This is a genomic window from Streptomyces sp. NPDC058239 (assembly GCF_042882185.1).
GTDB lineage: Bacteria > Actinomycetota > Actinomycetes > Streptomycetales > Streptomycetaceae > Streptomyces.
In genome coordinates, this window is the sequence record NZ_JBHVWS010000031.1 from 23,042 (window position 1) to 45,268 (window position 22,227).

The window sequence follows — 22,227 nt, forward strand, 5'->3', positions numbered from 1 at the left end:
CGTGATCATCGGGGTCGGGATCGATGTGGCCGAGATCGAACGGTTCGACGCGGCGCTGGAGCGTACGCCGCAGATGGCCGACCGGCTCTTCCTGAAGAGCGAGTTGCTGCTGCCCAGCGGCGAGCGGCGCGGTATCGCCTCGCTCGCCGCGCGGTTCGCCGCGAAGGAGGCCCTCGCGAAGGCGCTCGGCGCGCCGAGCGGCCTGCTCTGGACGGACGCCGAGGTGTACGTCGAGGACAGCGGGCAGCCCCGGCTGCGGGTGATCGGCACGGTCGCCGCGCGCGCGGCCGAGCTGGGCGTACGGCACTGGCATGTGTCGCTCAGCCACGACGCGGGGGTGGCGTCGGCCGTGGTGATCGCGGAGGGTTGAGCACATGCGTACTGCGTACAGCGTTCAGACCGTAAGGGCCGCCGAGCGGGCCCTGATGGCCAAGCTGCCCGAGGGCGCCCTGATGCAGCGCGCGGCGGCGGGACTCGCGGCGGCCTGCGCCGATGTGCTGCGGCGGCGCGGCCGGATGTACGGATCCCGGGTCGTCCTGCTCGTCGGCAGCGGCGACAACGGGGGCGACGCGCTGTACGCGGGCGCCCGGCTGGCCCGCCGCGGCGCGGGCGTGCGCGCCGTGCTCACCTCGCCGGGGCGCGCCCATGAGGGCGGGCTCGCGGCGCTGCTCGCGGCGGGCGGGCGCGTGGCGGAGGGGGACGCGGCGACGAGCGCCTGGGGCGGGCACATCGATCTCGTCGTGGACGGGATCACCGGCATCGGCGGGCGCGGCGGGCTGCGCGCTGAGGCCGCCGAGCTGGTGCGGGCCTTCGCGGCGACCGGTGCGGCCTTCGTCGCCGTCGATCTGCCCAGCGGGGTCGAGGCCGACACCGGTGAGGTGCTCGGCGACGCCGTGGGCGCCGACGCGACCGTCACCTTCGGTACGTACAAGCCGGGGCTGCTCATCGACCCGGCCGCCGACCTGGCGGGCGCCCTGCACCTCGTCGACATCGGGCTCGGGCCCGAGCTGCCCGGCGTACCCGACCTGGAGGCCTTGCAGTACGCGGACGTCGCCGCACTCCTGCCGGTTCCCGGCAGCGAGAGCGACAAGTACCGGCGCGGTGTCGTCGGCATCGTTGCCGGGTCGGCGCGGTACCCGGGGGCGGCGGTGCTGGCCGTCTCCGGGGCGCTGCGGGGCGGTGCCGGAGCCGTGCGGTACGTCGGTCCCGGCGCCGGCGCGGTGATCGCCCGCCATCCGGAGACGCTGGTTCACGCGGGGCCGCCGTCGAAGGCGGGGCGGGTGCAGGCATGGGTCGTCGGGCCGGGGCTCGGTGACGGTACGGAGGCCGTCGAGGCGGTCCGAGGCGTGCTGGCCGCGGACGTTCCGGTGCTCGTCGACGCGGACGGGCTGCGGCTGCTCGACGCCACCGTCGTACGCTCGCGCACCGCGCCGACCGTTCTCACCCCGCACGCCGGTGAGGCCGCAGCCCTGCTCGGCGTCCCGCGCGAGGAGGTCGAGGCGGGGCGGCTCGCCGCCGTACGGGAACTGGCCGCCCGCTATCGCGCCACGGTCCTGCTCAAGGGGTCGACGACCCTGGTCGCCACCGATACCGCAGACACTCCCGTCCGGGTCAACTCGACCGGCACCTCCTGGCTGGCCACGGCCGGCAGCGGTGACGTCCTCTCCGGCCTGACCGGTTCCCTGCTGGCCGCGGGCCTCGCCCCGCGCGACGCCGCGTCCGTCGGTGCGTATCTGCACGGCCTGGCCGCCCGCCACGCCTCGAACGGCGCTCCCGTCGCCGCGCAGGACGTCGCCGAGGCGATTGCGGCGGCGTGGCGGGACGTACGGGCCTGAGTGATCCTGGGCGCAGGCAGACGCCGGTACGGGCTGACAGGGGTCGACAGGAGGGCCGATCGTGGGCAGCAGCAGCAGCGATGTGCGTGTACGCCGGGTGTACGACCCGCAGGAGGACGGCGACGGCACCCGCGTCCTCGTCGACCGGCTCTGGCCGCGCGGCGTGGCCAAGGACCGGGCCCGGATCGACAAGTGGCTCAAGGACGTCACCCCGTCGAACGAGCTGCGCGCCTGGTACCACGAGGACCGCACGGGCACCCGCTACGACGACTTCGTCGACCGCTACCGCGCCGAGCTGGCCGACCCCGCCCACACGGCGGCCGTCGGGGAGCTGGTGGAACTGGTCCGCGCGGGCGGCCCGGTGACGCTGGTCACGGCGGTCAAGGACGTACCGCACAGCCATGTCCCGGTCCTCGTCGATCATCTGGAACACGAGCTGCGCCATCACTGAGGTGCACGCACCCGGCACGGCGGGCGACGCGGGCCGCGGGCCCTTCCCGACCCGCCGCCCGAGGGTCCTGTCGTACGCCTCTGAGAGACTGGGCGCGATGAACGAGACAGCGTCCTTGAGAGCCCGTGCCGAGATCGACCTCGCCGCATTGCGCGCCAACGTGCGTGTACTGCGCGCGCGGGCAGCCGGCGCGCAACTCATGGCCGTCGTCAAATCCGATGCGTACGGGCACGGGGCGGTGCCCTGCGCCCGGGCCGCGCTGGAGGCCGGGGCGACCTGGCTGGGCACCGCGACGCCGCAGGAGGCGCTCGCCCTGCGGGCGGCCGGGCTCGGCGGCCGGGTGATGTGCTGGCTGTGGACGCCGGGCGGCCCCTGGCGCGAGGCGATCGAGGCCGGCATCGATGTGTCGGTGAGCGGGATGTGGGCCCTGCACGAGGTCGTCGCCGCGGCCACGGAAGCCGGCATTCCGGCCCGTGTCCAGCTCAAGGCCGACACCGGCCTCGGGCGCAATGGCTGCCAGCCCGCCGACTGGCCGGAGCTGGTCGCCGCGGCCCGCACCGCCGAGGACGCGGGCACCGTCAGGATCACCGGCCTCTGGTCCCACTTCGCCTGCGCCGACGAGCCCGGTCACCCCTCCATCGCCGCCCAGCTGAACGTCTTCCGGGACATGGTCGCGTACGCGGAGAAGGAGGGCGTCGACCCCGAGGTGCGCCACATCGCCAACTCCCCGGCGACGCTGACGATCCCCGAGGCGTACTTCGATCTCGTACGGACCGGGATCGCGATGTACGGCATCTCGCCCAGCCCCGAGCTGGGCACCCCGGCCGACTTCGGGCTGCGCCCCGTCATGACGCTCGTCGCGTCGGTCGCCCTGGTCAAGCAGGTGCCGGCCGGGCACGGGGTCAGTTACGGACACCACTACACGACCTCCGCCGAGACCACCCTGGGCCTGGTGCCGGTCGGCTACGCGGACGGCATCCCGCGCCACGCCTCCGGCCGTGCACCCGTCCTGGTCGGCGGTGTGCGGCGGCGGATCGCGGGCCGGGTGGCCATGGACCAGTTCGTCGTCGACCTCGACGGGGACGAGATCGAGGTGGGCAGCGAGGCGGTGCTCTTCGGCCCGGGGGACCGGGGCGAGCCGAGCGCCGAGGACTGGGCGCAGGCCTGCGACACGATCGCGTACGAGATCGTCACCCGGATCGGCAGCCGTGTGCCGCGCGTCCATCTGAATGGCACCCCGGCCGAGTCCTGACCGATCAGGCGCCCCTGACCAGGCACGATCTGAGCACGACCGGAACAGACCAGCCCTGACCTGACGGATACGACCGACGAGGAGCGCGGCACGGTGAGCGAGATCGGTGCGGGGGACGCGGTGACGACGGCCGCTACGGCGGTCGGCTGGCGCCGGGCAGGGATCGCCGGAGCCGCCATAGGTGTGATCGCGGCAGGTGCGGCCGCCGGAGTCGCGGTCGAGCGGCTGACCGTGGGCCGTGGCATGCGCAGAAGGGCGAGGCTGGCGCTGGACGCCTCGGGTCCGTACGGCTCGCTGCGCGGGCTGCCGGGCCGGGCCACGGCCGACGACGGCACCGAGCTGTACTACGAGGTCGACGAGGTCGAACCGGACGGCGGTACGGGGGCCGGCGGGGGCGGTGAGAGCGGTACCAGCGCCTCCGGTACCGCCACGGGGGCCGGTACGCGCCGCCGCCGGCTCTTCGGTCGCAAGGCACCCGCGCCCGTCACCGTCGTCTTCAGCCACGGCTACTGCCTCAGCCAGGACTCCTGGCACTTCCAGCGGGCGGCGCTGCGCGGTCTGGTCCGCACCGTCCACTGGGACCAGCGCAGCCACGGCCGCTCCGAGCGGGGCCGGGCCCAGGCGGACGGGGTGACGGTCGGCATCGATCAGCTCGGCCGTGATCTGAAGGCGGTCATCGACGCGGCCGCCCCGGAGGGCCGGCTGGTGCTGGTCGGGCACTCGATGGGCGGCATGACGATGATGGCGCTCGCCGAGCAGTACCCCCAGCTCATCCGGGACCGGGTCGCCGCCGTCGCCTTCGTCGGCACATCGAGCGGAAAGCTCGGCGAGGTCACTTTCGGGCTGCCGATCGCGGGCGTGAACGCCGTGCGGCGGGTGCTGCCCGGGGTGCTCAGGGCGCTCGGCTCCCAGGCCGAGCTGGTGGAACGGGGCCGGCGGGCGACCGCCGATCTCTTCGCCGGGCTGATCAAGCGGTACTCGTTCGGTTCGCGGGACGTGGACCCGGCGGTCGAGCGGTTCGCCGAGCGGCTCATCGAATCCACCCCGATCGATGTGGTCGCCGAGTTCTACCCGGCCTTCACCGAACACGACAAGAGCCACGTCCTGCCCGCTTTCCGTGACCTCCCGGTGCTGATCCTGGCGGGCGACAAGGACCTGGTGACGCCCAGCTCGCACAGCGAGGCCATCGCGGACCATCTCCCGGACGCGGAGCTCGTCATCGTCCCGGACGCCGGTCATCTGGTGATGCTGGAACACCCGGAAACGGTGACGGACCGGCTGGCGGACCTGCTGGTACGCGTCGGGGCGGTGCCGGCAGCGGCTAACGTTGGCGGGCATGGAAGCACCGCACAACAGCCTGGCGGCTGAGGTGGACGAGGGCGCCGCGCCGGGCACCGTCACCGTGAGCCTCGCCGTCGAGTCCCCCGAACAGATGCAGGCCCTCGGCCGCCGGATCGCGGGTGTACTGCGCCCCGGCGACCTCGTGATGCTCACCGGTGAGCTCGGCGCCGGGAAGACGACGCTCACCCGGGGGCTCGGCGAGGGCCTCGGGGTGCGCGGCGCCGTCACCTCTCCCACCTTCGTGATCGCCCGCGTCCACCCGTCGTTGACCGGCGGTCCCGCGCTGGTCCACGTCGACGCGTACCGCCTCGGCGGCGGGCTGGACGAGATGGAGGACCTGGACCTCGATGTATCGCTGCCGGAGTCGGTGGTGGTCGTGGAATGGGGCGACGGCAAGGTCGAGGAACTGTCGGAGGACCGGCTGCAGGTGCTGATCCACCGTGCGGTCGGCGACACGGACGATGAACGGCGCTCGGTGACGCTGGTGGGGATCGGGGCGCGCTGGGCGGGGCTGCGGGGCGCGCGCGGGGCGCTGGAGGGCTGAGCGCGGAGCGCACTTTCCGACAGTGTGTCGGCAAATTGTTGCGCCGGGCGGGGCGGGCGTGGTCACATGGATGACGAGAGCGGGTTAGGTCTACCTAACCACGCCTTCCATCGGAGCCTCAGGAGGCATCCATGACGACGTCCGCCGAACGTGAAGTGCCGCCGCCGCCATCGATGAGAGACCTGCTGGCGGCTTGCGCCGCGGCCACGGCGGTCTCGACGCCGCCACCGCCGTCCGCGGACCGGGCTCCGGTCGTCGTTTCGCCCTCCGGCCCCGACGGGGCCGAGCCCGCCCTGAAACGCCGGGCAGGCTGATCAGATGTCCCCAATCGCCGGAAATCCAGCCCGTCCGGCGATCGAGGACAGGGGGCAACGCGGTGCCGGGTACGCAATCCGTGCGGGTGGAATTTCAAGCCCGTCCGGAGACCGAGGACACCGTGGCCTGCCGGCTACGGGAGGACGACGACCTTCGTGCGCACCGTCGCGAACGCCCACATCGCATCCCCGTCGGCCCGGGACATCCGAACACCGCCCGTCTTCAGCGACGGATCCGGGCTGTCCATCGAGCCGTCCAGCGCCGCGCTGAATCCCACGGCCACGCCGTCCGCCATCGCGAACCGCACCACGTGCTCGATCATCACGCCGTCCGAGCCCTTGGTGGCGGGGCCCGAGCGCGTACCCACCTGGTACGTCCCGGGCGGCGGATTCAGCGCGCTCGGCATGACCTCGAAGGTCCTGGTCACATCCCCGGTGGCGTCGACGAGCCACACCTGACGGTCCTCCAGGGCGTACACCACACGCTTCCCGGAACCTGAGACGGCAGGGAGCGCGGCCGGAGGCTTCTTGGCCTTCGGCTTGTCATGGCCGGTGGCGGGGGCGCTGCTGGAAACCTTCGGCTTGGGGGCGGCGACGGTGTCGGGGGCGTTCGCCGATGCCTGGTAGGCCAGGAAACCGACCGCGGCGAGAGCCGCCGCAGTGAGCCCGGCCACGATTCCCGAGCTGCCCCTAGCCACCGTGCGCGCCCCTTTCGCTTCCGTATGTAGTACAAGCGTTTACGTCGTACCCGCGTGTACACGGTGACGGTAGCAGCCGGGGCGGGTCGTGCCAGGACGCCGTACGGGACGCCGTGCCCGGTCGGAGGAGCCGTAGGCTGTTTGCGTGCTCTTGCTCGCCGTGGATACCGCCACCCCCGCCGTCACCGTCGCCCTTCACGACGGGACCTCCGTCGTCGCCGAGTCCGGCCAGGTCGACGCCCGAAGGCACGGGGAGCTGCTGCTGCCCGCCGTCGACCGGGTCCTCGCCGAGGCCGGGGTGAAACTCGACGCCGTGACGGACGTGGTCGTGGGCGTCGGGCCCGGACCGTACACCGGGCTGCGGGTCGGCCTGGTCACGGCCGCGACCTTCGGCTCCGCGCTCTCCGTACCCGTGCACGGGCTGTGCACCCTGGACGGTCTCGCGTACGCCGCCGGGCAGGGCGGCCTGGAAGGCCCGTTCGCCGTCGCGACGGACGCCCGCCGCAAGGAGGTCTACTGGGCGAGGTACGACGACTTCCGTACGAGCGCCACGGAGCCCGCCGTCGACCGGCCCGCCGACATCGCCGAGCAGCTCGCCGGACTTCCCGTCGTCGGGGCGGGCGCGGTGCTCTACCCCGAGGCGTTCCCGGACGCCCGGGGCCCCGAGCACGTCTGCGCAGGTGCGCTGGCAGCCCTCGCCGCCGAGCGTCTCGCCGCGGGCGCGGAACTGCTGCCGCCGCAGCCGCTCTACCTCCGCAGGCCCGACGCCCAGGTCCCGAAGAACTACAAGGTGGTCACCCCGAAGTGACGACCACGACTGCCGTACTGCGCGAGATGCGCTGGTGGGACATCGATCCGGTGCTGGAGCTCGAACGCGAGCTGTTTCCGGACGACGCCTGGTCGGCCGGCATGTTCTGGTCCGAGCTGGCGCACTCCCACGGCCCGCAGGCCACCCGCCGCTACGTCGTCGCCGAGGACCCCGTCACCGGCCGGATCGTCGGCTACGCAGGGCTCGCCGCGGCCGGTGACCTCGCCGACGTACAGACGATCGGTGTCAGCCGCGACCACTGGGGCGGCGGCCTCGGCTCCGAACTCCTCACCGATCTGCTGAAGCACGCCACGGCCTTCGAGTGCGCCGAGGTGCTCCTCGAGGTCCGCGTCGACAACACCCGGGCGCAGAAGCTGTACGAACGCTTCGGCTTCGAACCGATCGGCTTCCGGCGCGGCTACTACCAGCCGGGCAACATCGACGCACTCGTCATGCGCCTCCACGTACACGAACACGATCACGTACAAGAGCTCGTACAGGAAACAGAGACTGACTGATGGCTGACGAACCGCTCGTACTCGGCATCGAGACCTCCTGCGACGAGACCGGCGTCGGCATCGTCCGCGGTACGACGCTGCTCGCCGACGCCGTCGCGTCCAGCGTCGACACGCACGCCCGCTTCGGCGGCGTCGTGCCCGAGATCGCCTCCCGCGCGCACCTGGAGGCGATGGTCCCCACCATCGAGCGCGCCCTGAAGGAGGCCGGGATCAGCGCCCGCGACCTCGACGGCATCTCCGTCACCGCCGGTCCCGGGCTCGCTGGCGCGCTGCTCGTCGGCGTCTCGGCGGCGAAGGCGTACGCCTACGCGCTGAACAAGCCGCTCTACGGGGTCAACCACCTCGCCTCGCACATCTGTGTCGACCAGCTGGAGCACGGCCCGCTGCCCGAGCCGACGATGGCGCTGCTGGTCAGCGGCGGCCACTCCTCGCTGCTGCTCGCGCCGGACATCACCAATGACGTACGGCCGCTGGGCGCGACCATCGACGACGCGGCGGGCGAGGCCTTCGACAAGATCGCCCGGGTGCTGAACCTCGGCTTCCCCGGCGGTCCGGTCATCGACCGGCTGGCGAAGGAGGGTGACCCGAAGGCGATCGCGTTCCCGCGCGGTCTGAGCGGCTCGCGCGACCCCGCGTACGACTTCTCCTTCTCCGGCCTGAAGACCTCGGTGGCCCGCTGGATCGAGGCCAAGCGTGCGGCGGGCGAGGAGGTGCCGGTACGGGATGTGGCCGCGTCCTTCCAGGAGGCCGTGGTGGATGTACTCACCCGAAAGGCCGTCCGGGCCTGCAAGGACGAGGGCGTCGACCACCTGATGATCGGCGGCGGTGTCGCGGCCAACTCACGGCTGCGGGCGCTGGCCCAGGAGCGGTGCGAGCGGGCCGGCATCCGGCTGCGGGTGCCGCGGCCGGGGCTGTGCACGGACAACGGGGCGATGGTCGCGGCGCTGGGTGCGGAGATGGTGGCCCGGGGCAGGCCGGCGTCGGACCTGGAGCTGTCCGCGGACTCGTCGCTGCCGGTCACCGACACCCACGTCCCCGGTGCCCACGCGCACGACCACGACCATGTGCACGAGATCAGCAAGGGCAACCTCTACTCATGAGCGGTGGGACCGTTGCGCTGATGTGGGAGGCCCGCGCCGTCGACGGCAGGGGCCCCGAACTCCTGGAGTGGGCGCGCGCCCGGTCGGCCGAGCTGGCCCGCGAGCCGCTGCGCCGTGAGCTGCTGCGCGCCCCGCAGGACCGGGTCCTGGTCGTCACCTGGTGGGAGGGGGAGTACGGCGACGAGCTGCCCGAACTCCCAGAACCGGACGCCGAGTTGATCACCCGTCCGGTGCACCGCTGGCGTTTCGAGTCCCTGGGGGCCGTCGAGTCCCTCGGCTGATCAGCCCCTCGACGATCGCGTCGAGTTCCTCCGTCACCTCGTAGTCGGCGGCGTACTCGCGCCACCGGTCCTTGACCTCCGTCAGCCGGGGCAGCGCGGACGCGTCCTCCTCGGTGATCATCTCGGGGAAGTACCGCCTGCTCGGCGGGTTCTCCGCGCGGCGCTCGGCCGCCCTGCGGAAGACCAGGTCGCCGTAGACGTAACTCCAGACCGTCCGGTACGCGCGTACGGCCTGGGCGGGGGAGAGGCCGCAGGCGAGCGCGGAGTCGATGATCTCCTCGACCATCCACAGTGCGTTCTTGTCGGTGAGCTCGCCCAGCGCCAGGACGTCCAGCACCCAGGGGATCCGCGCCAGGATGCCGTGCATGTGCACCGCCACCGCGAGCAGCCGCTCGCGCGGTTCCTCGGGCAGCTCGGGGCGCGGGAAGGCGGCCGCGGTGCCCGACAGGGTGAGCATCAGCAGCTCGTCCTTGTCCTGCACATAGTGGTACAGCGCCATCGGCGTGGAGCCGAGCTCCTTCGCCACCCGTCGCATGCTCAGGGCGTCCAGGCCCTCTTCCTCGATGATCCGGCGCGCGATGGCGACCATCGCGTCCGGGTCGAGCCTGCGCGGCCGTCCGACGGACCGTTTCGCCGCCGTCCGCCTCTTCGCTGTTCCTGATGCCTTTTCTGTCCCTGACACCCGGGCATTGTCTCCCGTCCCCTTGTGGCGATTAATTTCTATACACGTATAGTAATGGCTCGACCGAGTGACCGCGAGGGAAGGGGAAGTCATGAACGACCAGTCACGGCACGTGCGTTGGCTGCTGATGGTGGCTCTCATCGTGCAGTTCATGGTGGCGTTGGACATGTCCGTGGTGAACGTCGCGCTGCCGGACATGCGACGCGATCTCGGCTTCACCGAGGAGGGGCTCCTCTGGGTGGTGAACGCCTATGCGCTGGCGTTCGGCGGGCTGTTGATGCTCGGTGGGCGTCTCGCCGACCTGATCGGCAGCAGCCGGGTCCTGACGGCGGGCCTGGTGCTGTTCGGCGTGGCGAGTCTGGCCGGGGGACTCGCATGGTCGCCCGGTGGGCTGATCGCCGCACGGGCGGTCCAGGGGATCGGTGCGGCCGCGCTCGCCCCGGTCGCCTTCGCCCTGATCGCCATCGCCTTCCCGGCCGGGCCCGCCCGCTCCCGTGCCCTGGGGCTGTGGGGCATGGCGGGTGCGGCGGGCGGTGCGGTGGGCGTGCTCGCCGGCGGGGTGCTCACCGATGCGGCGAGCTGGCGTGCGGTGATGCTGGTGAATGTGCCGATCGTGGTGTTCGCGCTGGCGGGATCCGTACGCGCCGGGCTGGAGAGCCGCCCCGCCCGGACCGGCGCCCGGCTCGATGTGGCCGGAGCGCTGCTGGCAACCGCCGGTACAGCCCTGCTGGTCCTCGGGCTCGTACGCACATCGAGCCACCCATGGGGGTCGGCACAGACGCTGAGCACACTCGGTGCCGCCGTGCTCCTGCTGGCAGCTTTCGCCGCCGTCGAGCTGCGGGCCGGGACTCCGCTGCTGCGCCTCGGTCTGCTGAAGGGGAGGCCGGTCCTGAGCGCGAATCTCTTCTGCCTGCTGCTGAGCTCGGGGCAGTTCGCCGCGTTCTACTTCGCCTCGCTCTACATGCAGCAGGTGCTCGGTTACGGGCCGACCGCCGCCGGTGCCGCGTTCCTGCCGTTCTCGGCGGGCGTCGTAGCGGGCTCGCTCGTCGCCACCCGTACGGTCGCGGCGCTCGGCACCCGGCGGCTGTTGGCAGTGGGCGGTGGTCTTGCCGCGGTCGGTCTCGCCGGGTTCGCGGCGACGGCGCGGGCGGACGGCAGCTTCCTGTACTCGATCCTCGGCCCGTCCCTGGTCTGCAGCTTCGGCATCGGGATGTGCTTCGTGCCGCTCGGCACCGCGGCCACGACCGACGTCGCGTCCGACGAGACGGGGATGGCCTCCGGACTGCTGAACAGCGCCCGCCAGGTCGGCGGCTCGCTGGGGCTCGCGGTCCTGGTCACCGTCGCCGCCCAGGTCACCGGCGGCGGGGGGCGGCCGGCCGATCTGGCGGCGGGGTACGCGGCGGCGTTCTGGGTCTGCGCGGGGCTGCTCGCGGCGGCGGCGCTGGCGGCCCTGGTGCTGCTCCCGGCACTGGAACGGACTCCTCCGGTGGCCGCCCCGGTGGCCGCTCCGGAAGATTCTCAGAAGAATTCCGGTGGAGCTGTCGATCCGGCCGTCTCCCGTTCGACGCAAGGGTGAGAGGCGGGGAAAGACCCCGCCCCTCCGATCGAGGAGTCACCATGCCCCGCTTCATGTCGCTGATCCGCATCGATGAGCAGAACCTCCCCTCCGAGAATCCGGGCCCCGAGTTCGAGAAGCGCATGGGTGCCCTGTTCGAGGAGATCACCAAGGCCGGGGTCATGCTGGAGACGGCCGGGCTCACCCCGACCGCCCAGGGCACGAGGGTCACCTGGTCCGGCGGCAAGCTCAGCTGTACCGACGGTCCCTTCACGGAGACCAAGGAGGTCGTCGGCGGCTACGCCATCCTCCAGGCCAAGGACAAGGCCGAGGCCCTGGAATGGACCAAGCGGTTCCTGCAGATCCACCCGGCGAACTGGACCGTCACCTCCGAGGTCCGCCAGATCGACGAGGCCACGGGCCTCTGACCGGTCGCGCTTGCCGCTTCCCGGCACGGCTGCTCTGATGAGTGACCGTGACGGCAGCAAGCGCGAGGACGGCGGTCGAAGCGGTCTTCAGGATCGAGTCCGCGCGGATCATCGCAGGTGTCACCCGCATCGTGCGGGACGTGGGCATCGCCGAGGAACTCGCGCAGGACGCCCTGGTGGCCGCGCTGGAACAGTGGCCGGAGTCAGGTGTCCCGGACCTGCCGGGCGCCTGGCTCATGGCCACCGCCAGACACCGCGCGATCGATCTCGTACGCCGCAAGGAAACGTACGCGCGCAAGCTGGCCGAGGTCGGGCGGGCCCTGGAGGACGTGCCGCCGCCCGAACCCGCCGAAGCGGACGACATCGACGACGACCTGCTCCGGCTGATCTTCACTGCCTGCCATCCGGTGCTCTCCACCGCGGCCCGGATCGCCCTCACCCTGCGGCTGCTCGGCGGGCTCACCACCGATGAGATCGCCCGCGCGTTCCTGGCCCCCGAACCGACCGTCGCCCAGCGCATCGTCCGGGCGAAACGGACCCTGGGCCGGGAGGGCGTCCCCTTCGAGGTGCCCTACGGACCCGAGCGCGCCGTCCGCCTCGATTCCGTGCTCGAAGTCATCTACCTGATCTTCAACGAGGGGTATGCGGCGACCGCGGGCGATGACTGGCTGCGCCCGGCGCTGTGCGAGGACGCGCTGCGGCTGGCCCGGGTGCTCGCGGGCCTGATGGAGCAGGAGCCCGAGGTCCACGGCCTGGTCGCGCTGCTGGAACTCCAGGCCTCGCGCACCGCCGCCAGGACCGGGCCGGACGGCGCGCCGGTGCTGCTCGCCGACCAGAACCGGGCCCGCTGGGACCACCTGCTGATCCGGCGCGGTGTCGCGGCCCTGGAGCGGGCCGTGGCCGCGAGGGAGGAGGGCGCCGGTCTCGGCCCGTACGCCGTGCAGGCCGCGATCGCCGCGTGCCATGCCCGGGCGGTGACGTACGAGGACACGGACTGGACGACCATCGCCGCCCTCTACGACCGCCTCGCCGTGATCGCACCCTCCCCGGTCGTCGGGCTCAACCGGGCCGTGGCGGTCTCGATGGCACAGGGCCCGGCGGCCGGCCTCGCCCTGGTCGACGAGCTGGCCGACGACCCGGCGCTCAAGGACTATCACCTGCTGCCCAGCGTCCGCGGCGATCTGCTGGCCAGGACGGGCCGTACGGACGAGGCGCGGGCGGAGTTCGTACGGGCGGCCGGACTGACCCGGAATGAACGGGAACGCGCAATGCTCCTGGACCGCGCGGCACTTCAGGACCGCGACGGCCGATGAGTTCCGGGCGCCGGACCGGTCCACCCTGCACAGGCTTCGGCACCATCCGACTCCGCACCGTCCGACAGGAGCAGACCATGCAGAAGATCAAGACCTTCCTGTGGTTCGACAACCAGGCCGAGGAAGCCGCGAATCACTACATCTCCGTCTTCGGCGGCGACTCGGAGGTGCTGAACACGACGTACTACAACGAGGCGGCGCCGGGCGAGACGGGCAAGGTCATGACCGTCGACTTCCTCCTGGCCGGCCAGGAGTACATCGCGCTCAACGGCGGTCCCCGGTTCCCCTTCACCGAGGCGATCTCGCTGTCCGTGGACTGTGCCTCGCAGGAAGAGGTGGACACCCTGTGGTCCAGGCTCACCGAGGGCGGCGAGGAGGGGCGGTGCGGCTGGCTCAAGGACAAGTACGGCCTGTCCTGGCAGCTCGTTCCGCAGGGGATGAACGAGGCGCTGTCCGACCCGGACCCGGCGAAGGCCGAGCGGGCGATGAAGGCGATGCTCGGCATGACGAAGCTGGACATCGAGGCGCTGCGCAACGCCTGAAACCCGCCCCCGGCACAGGCCGCTCAGGGCGCGGCGACGCCCATCGAGTCGGCGCCCAGCGGCCTCGGCGCGCCCTTCTCGTAGAACACTTCGAGGTCGACGATCGTGAACCCCGCGGCCGTCAGCATCTCGGCGATCGGCCGGGTCAGACGGCACCCGGCGAAGAGCCGCCGCTCCAGCGGATCGAGGCGGCGCTGCCAGCGGCGTACGTTCTCGTCCTCCTCCGGCGCCAGCCCGTGCTCCAGGAAGTGCAGGGTCGCGCCGGGCTTGAGGACCCGCCGCACCTCGTGCAGCGCCGCATCGGCGTCGGGGATGGTGCACAGCGTCCACGTGGACAGGGCGCCGTCGAAGGTGTCGTCCTCGAACGGCAGGTACCGGCTGTCCAGACAGGCGCGCCGCACCGGGGTGTGCCCCGCGTCGATACGGTCACGGGCCAGCTTCCAGCCGAGATCGGACGGCTCGACCGCGGCCACGTCGGTGACGGCATTCGGGTAGAACGGAATGTTGTGCCCGGAACCGAACCCGATCTCGATGATCTCGCCGTACAGGCCCTCGCAGACCCGTCGCCGCAGCGGCTCGGCCGACTTCATTCCGCCGACGGCATCGGCGATCCGGGGCACGATCCGCTCGACATAGAACCCCATCGCGAACCTCCGTATGTCCCTTTCCAGCATGGCACTCCGGCGGGCCCGATGCACTGTGCCCCCCGCAGGGGGTAGGGGGGCCGGTCGGTAGGGTCGGGCCCATGTTTCGCCGTGCACAACTGCCGCCGCCCCCACCGCCCGTGGAGATACGTACCTGGCCCGACCGTGAGGCGCTGCTCGCCGACCGGGCCGTGCTGCTCGGGGAGTTGGTGAAGATGCATGTCTCACCGGGGCGGCTGGTGGCGCTGTGGCTGTGGGGAGCGCTCTGTGCGGTGGGCTGGTCGCTGGTGGGCGCGGCGCTCATCACGCTGGAGGAGACGTACGACCCCTTCAGCGCCTTGCTCGGTGTGATCCTCGCCGGCATGGGCGTCTGCTGCATGGTGCCCGCGATCGTCCTCGTCGTCATCGGTCTGCGCCGCGACCTCGACGTCCGCCGGCTGCTCGCCGCCTGGGGCGAGTTGGACCGCGATCCGGTGCGCGACGCGCGGTTGCGGATGCCGGGCGTCAGCCTCGTCTGGCTGCTGATGTCCTTCGCGCTGTGCGCACTCGGGCTGTACGCGTGCATCGCCGTCCCGGCGACCGATGAGGCGGCCCGGGACAGTTTCGGGCTGGTCTCCCTGGTCGTGGGACTCGGGATGACCGGCTGGATCGTCGGGCTGATCGGCATCACCAAGGCGTTCGCCCACCGCCGTTGGGTGCTGCGGGTACTGATCGGAGCGCCCGCTCCGGAGCCGCTGTTCTCCGTCGGGGGCGGCGCGCACCGCTGACTCCGGACCTATCCTGACCGGATACATGAGTCACGCAGGGGGGAGTGCCGCATGGAGTGGTACTGGTGGGTGCTCATCATCTTCTGGACGGGCGGCTTCGGATGGGCCGTCGACAACGTCCGTACCGCGCTGCGCAACCGGCACACCCGCAAGCTGGAGTTGCTGGAGGCGACCAAGCAGGAGCGGCTGGCCGCCGAAGCGGCCCACAAGCCACCGGAGCCGGTCTGCGGCTGCACGCACCATCTCGCCAAGCACGACAAGCAGGGCAAGTGCCATGAGCGGGTCGAGGTGCCGACCGCCTGGGACGAGTCCAAGAAGCCGGTCCGCTTCGAGTCGGGGCAGTGCAACTGCCAGCAGTACGTGGGTCCTCAGCCGCTCTCGCAGGTGTACGCCGAGGACCTGACCGACCTGGCCTGATGGCCGCCCCCGTCGGTCAGGCGGGTCCGGTCACCGGGTGGCCGATCAGCATCGTGGGGGCTCCGGCCACCCGGGTCAGGAAGACCGTCGCGGCGTTCGGCCCCTGAAGCTTCATCCTGCGGCGCAGCTCCTCCGGTTCGACGGCCGAGCCGCGCTTCTTCACCGTCAGGACGCCGACCTTCCGCTCCCGCAGCAGCGCCTTGAGCTTCTTCATGTTGAACGGCAGCCGGTCGGTGATCTCGTACCCGGCGGTGTACGGGGAGTCGTACGGCTGGTCGCTCGTGACGTATGCGATGGTCTCGTCGATCAGTCGGCCGCCCGACCGCGCCACGATGTCGGCGACCAGATGGGCGCGGATGACGGCGCCGTCCGGCTCGTACAGATAGCGGCCGACCGGGCCGACGGGCGGGGCGGGCAGTGGGGCGCCGGACCACAGGGTGGCGCGGGCCGGAAGCACGGTGGCGCGGTAGGAACCGGCCGCGAAGCCCTCGCCGAACCAGAGCACCGCCTCCTTCACGTCACCGCCGTCCGAGATCCACTCGGCCTCCGCCTGCGCAGGGATCGCCTCGTGCGGGATGCCGGGGGCGATCTTCAGCGCGGCACGGGGCGCCTTGAGCGCGGCGCCGGTCGCCCAGGAGAGCGGCGGCGAGTACGCCTCGGGGTCGAAGATCCTGCCCCTGCCGCCACGCCGGGCCGGGTCGACGAAGACCGCGTCGTAGGGCGAGGTGTCGATCTCGGTGACATCGGCGCACCGCACCTCGATCAGACCGTCCAGGCCGAGCGCGGCGGCGTTGGCACGGGCCACCTCGGCGGTGAGCGGGTCGCGGTCCACCGCGAGGACGGAGATACCCGCCCGTGCGAGCGCGATCGCGTCGCCGCCGATCCCGCAGCAGAGATCGGCGACGCTCCGCACCCCGCCCGCCGCCGCGAACCGCTGTGCGCGATGGGTGGCCACCGACGTACGTGTCGCCTGCTCGACGCCGTTCGGTGTGAAGAACATCCGGTACGCGTCCTCGGCACCGAATTTCGCCACTGCCCGCTGCCGCAGCCGCGCCTGCCCCAGCGCTGCCGAGACCAGCGAGGCGGGGTGGGTGCGGCGCAGCCGGGTGGCGGTGGCGAGCTCCTGGGCGGGGTCGTACGACCGCAGCCCGTCCAGGAGCGCCGCGCCCTCGGGGGTGCGCAGGGCCATGAAAGCGGCGAGGGGGCCGGACGGGTCGGGGGCGTCGGACCGGTCGTCGGCGTCGGACGGGTCGTTCGGGGCGAAGGCGTTCACCCGCCCCATTGTGAGCCAGCCGGGTTGACCGGAGGGCCCGGTGGCGGTGTCGGGCCGGGGCGCCCCTCACGTGCTGGCAGTATGCGACGCCATGCAACTTGTACGACAAAAGGAAAAATTAACCATGAAAAGGAGCGGATCGGGCATCCCTGAACCGGGGGGCGGGCGGGGCCCCGGCAGGCATCGGCCGGCCTGTGCGGTCCTGGCCGCACTCCTGCTCGCCGCGGTCTGCTCCGGCTGCGCCTCCTCCGGCGACGGCGACGAGCACCGGGCCCTGCCTGCCGCCGGACCGCCGGGCGTTCCCGGGCTGGGGGCGGGCCCCGGACAGCGGGCCGGCCAGGGCGGCGCACCCGCCGGGCCCCGTGAGAACGCGAGGTTCGGCCCGGCCGTGCGGGCGGCCCTCGCCAAGAAGTGGGGGCTGGACAGGCCGCCGCTGATCGCACCCCTGCCGCCTGCCGTGAAGCCGCACATCACCACCCGCGAGGGGTTCGAGGTCAACGGCGGCGACGACTCGCTGCCCCCGGTCTTCACCAGCGTCCCGACCAAGGACCGGGTCGTCTTCCTGACGATGGACGACGGTGCCGAGAAGGATCCCGAACTGCTGCAGATGATGGACGAGTTGGACATCCCGTACAGCGCGTTTCTCAGCGACTACCTGGTGCGCGACAGCTATGGGTACTTCCTGGAGATGCAGCGGCTGGGTGTCGGCCTCAACAACCACACGCTCAACCACCGTTACCTGCCCGGACTCTCGTACAGCGAGCAGAAGAGCGAGATCTGCGACCAGCAGGCCATCATCGAGAAGCACTACGGGCAGCGGCCCACTCTCTTCCGTCCGCCGTACGGCAACTACAACGGGGACACGCTCCGCATCGCGAAGTCCTGCGGCATCAAGGCCGTACCGCTCTGGAACGCGGAGGCGTTCCCGGACCACATGGAGTGGCGCGAGGTGGACCAGGACCTGCACCCCGGAGACATCATCCTCACGCACTTCCGGGGCCGGAAGGACTGGGGCGGCAGCATGGCCGACCTGGTCCGGGCGGTCATGAAGACCATCACGGACAAGGGGTACGCCGTGGCCCGGCTGGAGGACTACGTATGAGAAGGGTGCATCGGCTGCTCGCCGGACTGCTGACAGCCGGTGCGCTGCTGGCCGCCACCGCCGGGTGCGCACAGTCGGTGGACCCGATCGAACGGCTGGGCCGCAAGGCCGCACAGAAGGTGATCCACCCGAAACCGGCCCCCGCGGCGGGCCCGCCGGCGCGTCCGCACGGCGATCACGGGGCGCCGGGGTCGCCGGTCGTCGTCGCATGCCATCAGCTGAAGGAGTCCAGGCACTCGCGGTTGTCGCCACCACCGCTGAGGCACCGGTCGCCGGGCCGCCCGGGATCGTACGAAGGAGCGGAGGCCGGCGCCGGGTGCGAGCGGCGGTAGTCCTCGTGCCCGATCAGTGCCGCCACCACGCACAGCAGGAGCGCGGCCAGGATCTGGACCGCGCCCGCCCAGGGCCGGTTCGCGCGGATCAGCACCACGGCGAGCAGGCAGATCGCCGCGGCGATCCCGCCGAGGACGAGGACGGGCGTCCAGTACATCGGCGGCGGCCTCGTCGGCTCCCGACCGTCGGGGTCCCACCGCGCGAGGATCAGGTAATAGAGGACGCCCGCACAGATCAGCCCCTCCAGGACCACCAGCAGCAGACCCAGCAGCACATCGAGGCAGCCGTTCACCGGGCGCGAGGAGTCCTGCGCGGCCGAGGGGCGATGCGGGAGCGGGTTCGACGGCTGGTACGGAGGTTCGAGCATGAACCCACAGTCGTGCGGAACGGTGCGGTCCGTCCCTGCGTTGTCCCTATGTTGTCCGGACCTTTGCATTGTCCGGGCGGCCGCATGCGATCTGCGCCCCGTCGCACCGTGCGCGAGCGGGGCCCACATGACGCCACGACTGGCTGAATTGGCACTCCGCTTGACCGAGTGCTAATCCCGGTCATAGTCTCGGTGCTGGCACTCACCACTGGAGAGTGCCAGCAGTACTGTGCGACTGGCAGGTCCGGCACCCGCGACGACGGATCCACCTGGTCGCCACTCAAAGACTCTTAACCCCGTGAGATCTCCGAAGGGGGAGACCGGATCGTGTCGACCGTTAGCTCCAAGGTTGCGATCAAGCCGCTCGAGGACCGCATTGTGGTCCAGCCGCTCGACGCCGAGCAGACCACGGCCTCCGGCCTGGTCATTCCGGACACCGCCAAGGAGAAGCCCCAGGAGGGCGTCGTCCTGGCCGTGGGCCCGGGCCGCTTCGAGAACGGCGAGCGCCTTCCGCTCGACGTCAAGACCGGCGACGTCGTGCTGTACAGCAAGTACGGCGGCACCGAGGTGAAGTACAACGGCGAGGAGTACCTCGTCCTCTCGGCTCGCGACGTGCTCGCGATCATCGAGAAGTAATTCACCCACGTTTGCTTCTGTTCTGCGCCCCTGGCCCCCTGCGAAATAACCAGCCGGGTGGTCGGGGGCGCAGTTCGTTTGAGAGGAAAGCTCAGCTCCCATGGCGAAGATTCTGAAGTTCGACGAGGACGCCCGTCGCGCCCTTGAGCGCGGCGTCAACAAGCTTGCCGACACGGTCAAGGTGACGATCGGCCCCAAGGGCCGCAACGTCGTCATCGACAAGAAGTTCGGCGCTCCCACCATCACCAACGACGGTGTCACCATCGCGCGCGAGGTCGAGCTCGACGACCCGTACGAGAACCTCGGTGCCCAGCTGGTGAAGGAGGTGGCGACCAAGACCAACGACGTGGCGGGTGACGGTACGACCACCGCCACCGTGCTGGCCCAGGCGCTCGTCCGCGAGGGTCTGCGCAACGTCGCCGCGGGTGCTTCCCCGGCCGCCCTGAAGAAGGGCATCGACGCCGCGGTCAAGGCCGTGTCCGAGGAGCTCCTCGCGACCGCCCGCCCGATCGACGACAAGTCCGACATCGCCGCCGTGGCCGCGCTCTCCGCGCAGGACCCGCAGGTCGGCGAGCTCATCGCGGACGCGATGGACAAGGTCGGCAAGGACGGTGTCATCACCGTCGAGGAGTCCAACACCTTCGGTCTGGACCTCGACTTCACCGAGGGCATGGCCTTCGACAAGGGCTACCTGTCCCCGTACATGGTGACCGACCAGGAGCGTATGGAGGCCGTCCTCGACGACCCGTACATCCTGATCCACCAGGGCAAGATCGGCTCGATCCAGGAGCTGCTCCCGCTGCTGGAGAAGGTCATCCAGGCCGGTGGCTCCAAGCCGCTGCTGATCATCGCCGAGGACGTCGAGGGCGAGGCGCTGTCGACCCTGGTCGTCAACAAGATCCGTGGCACCTTCAACGCCGTCGCGGTGAAGGCCCCGGGCTTCGGTGACCGCCGCAAGGCCATGCTCGGCGACATCGCCACCCTCACCGGTGCGACCGTCATCGCCGAGGAGGTCGGCCTCAAGCTCGACCAGGCCGGTCTGGACGTGCTGGGCACCGCCCGCCGCGTCACCGTCTCCAAGGACGACACGACGATCGTGGACGGCGGCGGCGAGCCCGGCGACGTCAAGGGCCGGGTCAACCAGATCAAGGCCGAGATCGACGCCACGGACTCCGACTGGGACCGCGAGAAGCTCCAGGAGCGCCTCGCGAAGCTGGCCGGCGGCGTGTGCGTGATCCGTGTCGGTGCCGCCACCGAGGTGGAGCTCAAGGAGAAGAAGCACCGTCTGGAGGACGCCATCTCCGCGACCCGCGCCGCGGTCGAGGAGGGCATCGTCTCCGGTGGTGGCTCCGCTCTGGTCCACGCCGTCAAGGTTCTTGAGGGCAACCTCGGCAAGACCGGCGACGAGGCCACCGGTGTCGCGGTCGTGCGCCGCGCCGCCGTCGAGCCGCTGCGCTGGATCGCCGAGAACGCCGGCCTCGAGGGTTACGTCATCACCTCGAAGGTCTCCGAGCTCGACAAGGGCCAGGGCTTCAACGCCGCGACCGGCGAGTACGGCGACCTGGTGAAGGCCGGCGTCATCGACCCGGTCAAGGTCACCCGCTCCGCGCTGGAGAACGCCGCGTCCATCGCGTCGCTGCTGCTCACGACCGAGACGCTGGTCGTCGAGAAGCCGGCCGAGGAAGAGGCCGAGGCCGGTCACGGCGGCCACGGCCACTCGCACTAGCGTGTAGCTCTGCTCAGCCACTGCGGCCCGGTACCCCGTTGCGGGGTACCGGGCCTCGGTACGTGCTGCCGAATCGAGCCCGCCGAGGCAGTCTCCCATGCCCTCAAGGCCATGGGGAGATCTCAAGGCCATGGCGGGATCGAGGGCATCTTTCGGCTTGTCCGGCGGCCCCGGACCGGGGTCCGGGGCGGAGCCCCCACGCGGCGGAGCCGCATAACGGTACTGCGGGGAAGAGGCGGGCAGGGGACAGAGCCCCCGTCACGCCGAGCGCGGCAGCGCCCCCGCCCGGACCGGGTCCGCGAAGGGCAGACCGGCCGCGAACCGCTCCAACTCGTCCAGCGCCTGGTCGGCCATCCGGTGCAGCTCATCGCCCAGCGAACCCGCGACATGCGGAGTGAGCAGCACATTCGGCAGGTCGTACAACGGCGACTGTGCAGGCGGAAGTTCGGGCTCCGTCACATCCAGCACCGCGTGCAGCCGCCCGTTGGTCAGCTCGGGCAGCAGCGACTCCTCGTCGATCAGTGATCCCCGCGCCGTGTTGATCAGCGTCGTCCCGGTCGCCATGGCCGACAGCTGCGCGGCGCCGATCATATGGTGCGTCTCCGGGATCTGCGGTGCGTGCACGGATACGACCGAGCTGCTCGCGCACAGCTCGTCGAGCGAGGTGAGCCGCACACCGAGCCGCGCCGCCTCCGGACCGTCCACGTACGGGTCGTAGAGCAGGACGTCCAGGTCGAAGGGGCGCAGCAGCTCGATCACGCGCCGGCCGATGCGGGAGGCGCCGACGATGCCGACCGTACGGCGGTAGTTGCCGGAGCCGTCGAGCTCCGCGAGCCAGTCGTGGTCGGCGCGCAGGGCGCGATAGCGATCCGCGGAGTGCAGGATGCGCTTGCCCGCGAAGAGGATCGCGGCGAGCGTGAATTCGGCAACCGGCAGCGCGTTGGCCCCGGCCGCCGAGGTGACGGCGATCCCGCGCTCCCAGCAGGCGTCCGTGATGTGGTGCTTCACGGAACCGGCCGCGTGCACCACGGCCCGCAGTCGGGGTGCGGCCGTCAGCACCTCGGCGGTGAGCGGCGTCGCACCCCAGCAGGTGAACAGCACCTCGGCATCGGCGAGCGCGGCGGCCACCTCGGGTGTCGGGTCGGCCAGGTCGTGGGCGACGAGGTGTGGATCGGTACGGGTGAGGGTCGCCAGCCGGGTGCGGTGGCGGTCGGCGAGGAGGCGTCCGGCGATGCCGGGGCCCATCGCGAGCAGGGCCGTCGGCCGGTTGTCAGTGGCGTGGGGCATGGTGGAACTCGTA

The 22,227-nt window shown here is 71.5% G+C and carries 25 protein-coding genes; 19 read left to right on the forward strand and 6 right to left on the reverse strand.

Annotated features, from left to right (window positions below):
* The first annotated feature begins 1 nt into the window (after position 1).
* The 6 genes from ACFVYE_RS28280 to tsaE all read left to right on the forward strand — a co-directional run bounded on the left by ACFVYE_RS28280 (position 2) and on the right by tsaE (position 5,423).
* Complete coding sequence (locus ACFVYE_RS28280) at positions 2-370, forward strand: holo-ACP synthase (RefSeq protein ID WP_093897275.1); 369 nt, start codon at positions 2-4, stop codon at positions 368-370.
* A gap of 4 nt (positions 371-374) precedes the next feature.
* Entirely contained in the window at positions 375-1,835 is a 1,461-nt protein-coding gene (locus ACFVYE_RS28285) for an NAD(P)H-hydrate dehydratase (protein ID WP_383970792.1), read from the forward strand.
* 58 nt (positions 1,836-1,893) lie between these two features.
* Positions 1,894-2,286, forward strand: coding sequence for a DUF488 domain-containing protein (locus ACFVYE_RS28290; protein ID WP_389607641.1), 393 nt, complete (start codon positions 1,894-1,896; stop codon positions 2,284-2,286).
* 97 nt (positions 2,287-2,383) lie between these two features.
* Positions 2,384-3,538: an alanine racemase gene (alr, locus tag ACFVYE_RS28295; RefSeq protein WP_383970786.1), complete on the forward strand. Its 1,155-nt coding sequence runs from the start codon at positions 2,384-2,386 to the stop codon at positions 3,536-3,538.
* A gap of 93 nt (positions 3,539-3,631) precedes the next feature.
* Positions 3,632-4,906, forward strand: a complete 1,275-nt coding sequence (locus ACFVYE_RS28300; RefSeq protein ID WP_383970784.1) for an alpha/beta fold hydrolase — start codon at positions 3,632-3,634, stop codon at positions 4,904-4,906.
* Positions 4,875-5,423 (forward strand): tRNA (adenosine(37)-N6)-threonylcarbamoyltransferase complex ATPase subunit type 1 TsaE, encoded by a 549-nt coding sequence (gene tsaE / locus ACFVYE_RS28305; protein WP_383970782.1) that lies wholly within the window; start codon positions 4,875-4,877, stop codon positions 5,421-5,423. The genes ACFVYE_RS28300 and tsaE overlap by 32 nt, the downstream gene beginning before the upstream one ends.
* Positions 5,424-5,871: 448 nt before the next feature.
* On the opposite strand, the gene ACFVYE_RS28310 is transcribed toward tsaE, so the two are convergent.
* The gene (locus ACFVYE_RS28310; protein ID WP_383970818.1) at positions 5,872-6,411 is read right to left on the reverse strand and encodes a hypothetical protein; all 540 of its coding nucleotides are present in this window, start codon (positions 6,409-6,411) and stop codon (positions 5,872-5,874) included.
* Positions 6,412-6,580: 169 nt separating this feature from the next.
* On the opposite strand from ACFVYE_RS28310, the gene tsaB reads away from it, so the two are divergent.
* Genes tsaB through ACFVYE_RS28330 form a run of 4 tightly spaced genes read left to right on the forward strand, consistent with a single transcriptional unit; the run spans position 6,581 to position 9,142 of the window.
* Positions 6,581-7,243: a tRNA (adenosine(37)-N6)-threonylcarbamoyltransferase complex dimerization subunit type 1 TsaB gene (gene tsaB, locus ACFVYE_RS28315; RefSeq protein ID WP_389607623.1), complete on the forward strand. Its 663-nt coding sequence runs from the start codon at positions 6,581-6,583 to the stop codon at positions 7,241-7,243.
* Positions 7,240-7,761 carry a ribosomal protein S18-alanine N-acetyltransferase gene (gene rimI, locus ACFVYE_RS28320; protein WP_383970776.1) on the forward strand — a complete coding sequence of 174 codons (522 nt, stop codon included), beginning with the start codon at positions 7,240-7,242 and terminating at the stop codon, positions 7,759-7,761. Before tsaB ends, rimI begins: the two co-directional genes overlap by 4 nt.
* Positions 7,761-8,861: a tRNA (adenosine(37)-N6)-threonylcarbamoyltransferase complex transferase subunit TsaD gene (tsaD, locus tag ACFVYE_RS28325; protein ID WP_383970773.1), complete on the forward strand. Its 1,101-nt coding sequence runs from the start codon at positions 7,761-7,763 to the stop codon at positions 8,859-8,861. The genes rimI and tsaD overlap by 1 nt, the downstream gene beginning before the upstream one ends.
* The gene (locus ACFVYE_RS28330) at positions 8,858-9,142 is read left to right on the forward strand and encodes a hypothetical protein (protein ID WP_383970771.1); all 285 of its coding nucleotides are present in this window, start codon (positions 8,858-8,860) and stop codon (positions 9,140-9,142) included. The genes tsaD and ACFVYE_RS28330 overlap by 4 nt, the downstream gene beginning before the upstream one ends.
* Here ACFVYE_RS28330 and ACFVYE_RS28335 read toward each other — a convergent pair.
* Positions 9,081-9,824 (reverse strand): TetR/AcrR family transcriptional regulator, encoded by a 744-nt coding sequence (locus ACFVYE_RS28335; protein WP_383970769.1) that lies wholly within the window; start codon positions 9,822-9,824, stop codon positions 9,081-9,083. The two genes, ACFVYE_RS28330 and ACFVYE_RS28335, sit on opposite strands and share 62 nt — an antisense overlap.
* 91 nt (positions 9,825-9,915) lie before the next feature.
* Here ACFVYE_RS28335 and ACFVYE_RS28340 point away from each other — a divergent pair, with 91 nt between their 5' ends.
* From ACFVYE_RS28340 to ACFVYE_RS28355, 4 genes are all read left to right on the forward strand, one after another.
* Positions 9,916-11,400 carry an MFS transporter gene (locus ACFVYE_RS28340; protein WP_389607624.1) on the forward strand — a complete coding sequence of 495 codons (1,485 nt, stop codon included), beginning with the start codon at positions 9,916-9,918 and terminating at the stop codon, positions 11,398-11,400.
* A gap of 41 nt (positions 11,401-11,441) precedes the next feature.
* Positions 11,442-11,807 carry a YciI family protein gene (locus tag ACFVYE_RS28345; protein ID WP_266358684.1) on the forward strand — a complete coding sequence of 122 codons (366 nt, stop codon included), beginning with the start codon at positions 11,442-11,444 and terminating at the stop codon, positions 11,805-11,807.
* A 41-nt stretch (positions 11,808-11,848) separates the two neighbouring features.
* The gene (locus ACFVYE_RS28350) at positions 11,849-13,120 is read left to right on the forward strand and encodes an RNA polymerase sigma factor (protein ID WP_389607625.1); all 1,272 of its coding nucleotides are present in this window, start codon (positions 11,849-11,851) and stop codon (positions 13,118-13,120) included.
* A 77-nt stretch (positions 13,121-13,197) separates the two neighbouring features.
* Positions 13,198-13,662 carry a VOC family protein gene (locus ACFVYE_RS28355; protein ID WP_389607626.1) on the forward strand — a complete coding sequence of 155 codons (465 nt, stop codon included), beginning with the start codon at positions 13,198-13,200 and terminating at the stop codon, positions 13,660-13,662.
* Positions 13,663-13,685: 23 nt separating this feature from the next.
* On the opposite strand, the gene ACFVYE_RS28360 is transcribed toward ACFVYE_RS28355, so the two are convergent.
* Complete coding sequence (locus tag ACFVYE_RS28360; RefSeq protein WP_383970756.1) at positions 13,686-14,306, reverse strand: class I SAM-dependent methyltransferase; 621 nt, start codon at positions 14,304-14,306, stop codon at positions 13,686-13,688.
* 101 nt (positions 14,307-14,407) lie between these two features.
* Here ACFVYE_RS28360 and ACFVYE_RS28365 point away from each other — a divergent pair, with 101 nt between their 5' ends.
* Together ACFVYE_RS28365 and ACFVYE_RS28370 are read left to right on the forward strand one after the other, a co-directional pair.
* A complete protein-coding gene (locus ACFVYE_RS28365; protein WP_383970753.1) occupies positions 14,408-15,073 on the forward strand; it encodes a hypothetical protein in 666 nt (221 codons plus the stop codon).
* 51 nt (positions 15,074-15,124) lie between these two features.
* Positions 15,125-15,490: a hypothetical protein gene (locus ACFVYE_RS28370; RefSeq protein ID WP_389607627.1), complete on the forward strand. Its 366-nt coding sequence runs from the start codon at positions 15,125-15,127 to the stop codon at positions 15,488-15,490.
* Positions 15,491-15,506: 16 nt separating this feature from the next.
* On the opposite strand, the gene ACFVYE_RS28375 is transcribed toward ACFVYE_RS28370, so the two are convergent.
* Complete coding sequence (locus ACFVYE_RS28375) at positions 15,507-16,772, reverse strand: methyltransferase domain-containing protein (protein ID WP_383970747.1); 1,266 nt, start codon at positions 16,770-16,772, stop codon at positions 15,507-15,509.
* 82 nt (positions 16,773-16,854) lie between these two features.
* Here ACFVYE_RS28375 and ACFVYE_RS28380 point away from each other — a divergent pair, with 82 nt between their 5' ends.
* Entirely contained in the window at positions 16,855-17,865 is a 1,011-nt protein-coding gene (locus ACFVYE_RS28380; protein WP_383970744.1) for a polysaccharide deacetylase family protein, read from the forward strand.
* A gap of 214 nt (positions 17,866-18,079) precedes the next feature.
* Here ACFVYE_RS28380 and ACFVYE_RS28385 read toward each other — a convergent pair whose 3' ends face one another.
* Positions 18,080-18,565 (reverse strand): DUF6234 family protein, encoded by a 486-nt coding sequence (locus ACFVYE_RS28385; protein WP_389607628.1) that lies wholly within the window; start codon positions 18,563-18,565, stop codon positions 18,080-18,082.
* A gap of 327 nt (positions 18,566-18,892) precedes the next feature.
* Here ACFVYE_RS28385 and groES point away from each other — a divergent pair, with 327 nt between their 5' ends.
* Together groES and groL are read left to right on the forward strand one after the other, a co-directional pair.
* Positions 18,893-19,201 carry a co-chaperone GroES gene (groES, locus tag ACFVYE_RS28390; protein ID WP_383970738.1) on the forward strand — a complete coding sequence of 103 codons (309 nt, stop codon included), beginning with the start codon at positions 18,893-18,895 and terminating at the stop codon, positions 19,199-19,201.
* A gap of 100 nt (positions 19,202-19,301) precedes the next feature.
* The gene (gene groL / locus ACFVYE_RS28395) at positions 19,302-20,927 is read left to right on the forward strand and encodes a chaperonin GroEL (RefSeq protein ID WP_383970735.1); all 1,626 of its coding nucleotides are present in this window, start codon (positions 19,302-19,304) and stop codon (positions 20,925-20,927) included.
* 258 nt (positions 20,928-21,185) lie between these two features.
* Here the strand turns inward: groL and ACFVYE_RS28400 are convergent, their stop codons facing one another.
* Positions 21,186-22,214 (reverse strand): hydroxyacid dehydrogenase, encoded by a 1,029-nt coding sequence (locus ACFVYE_RS28400; protein WP_383976131.1) that lies wholly within the window; start codon positions 22,212-22,214, stop codon positions 21,186-21,188.
* Between the last annotated feature and the right edge of the window lie 13 nt (positions 22,215-22,227).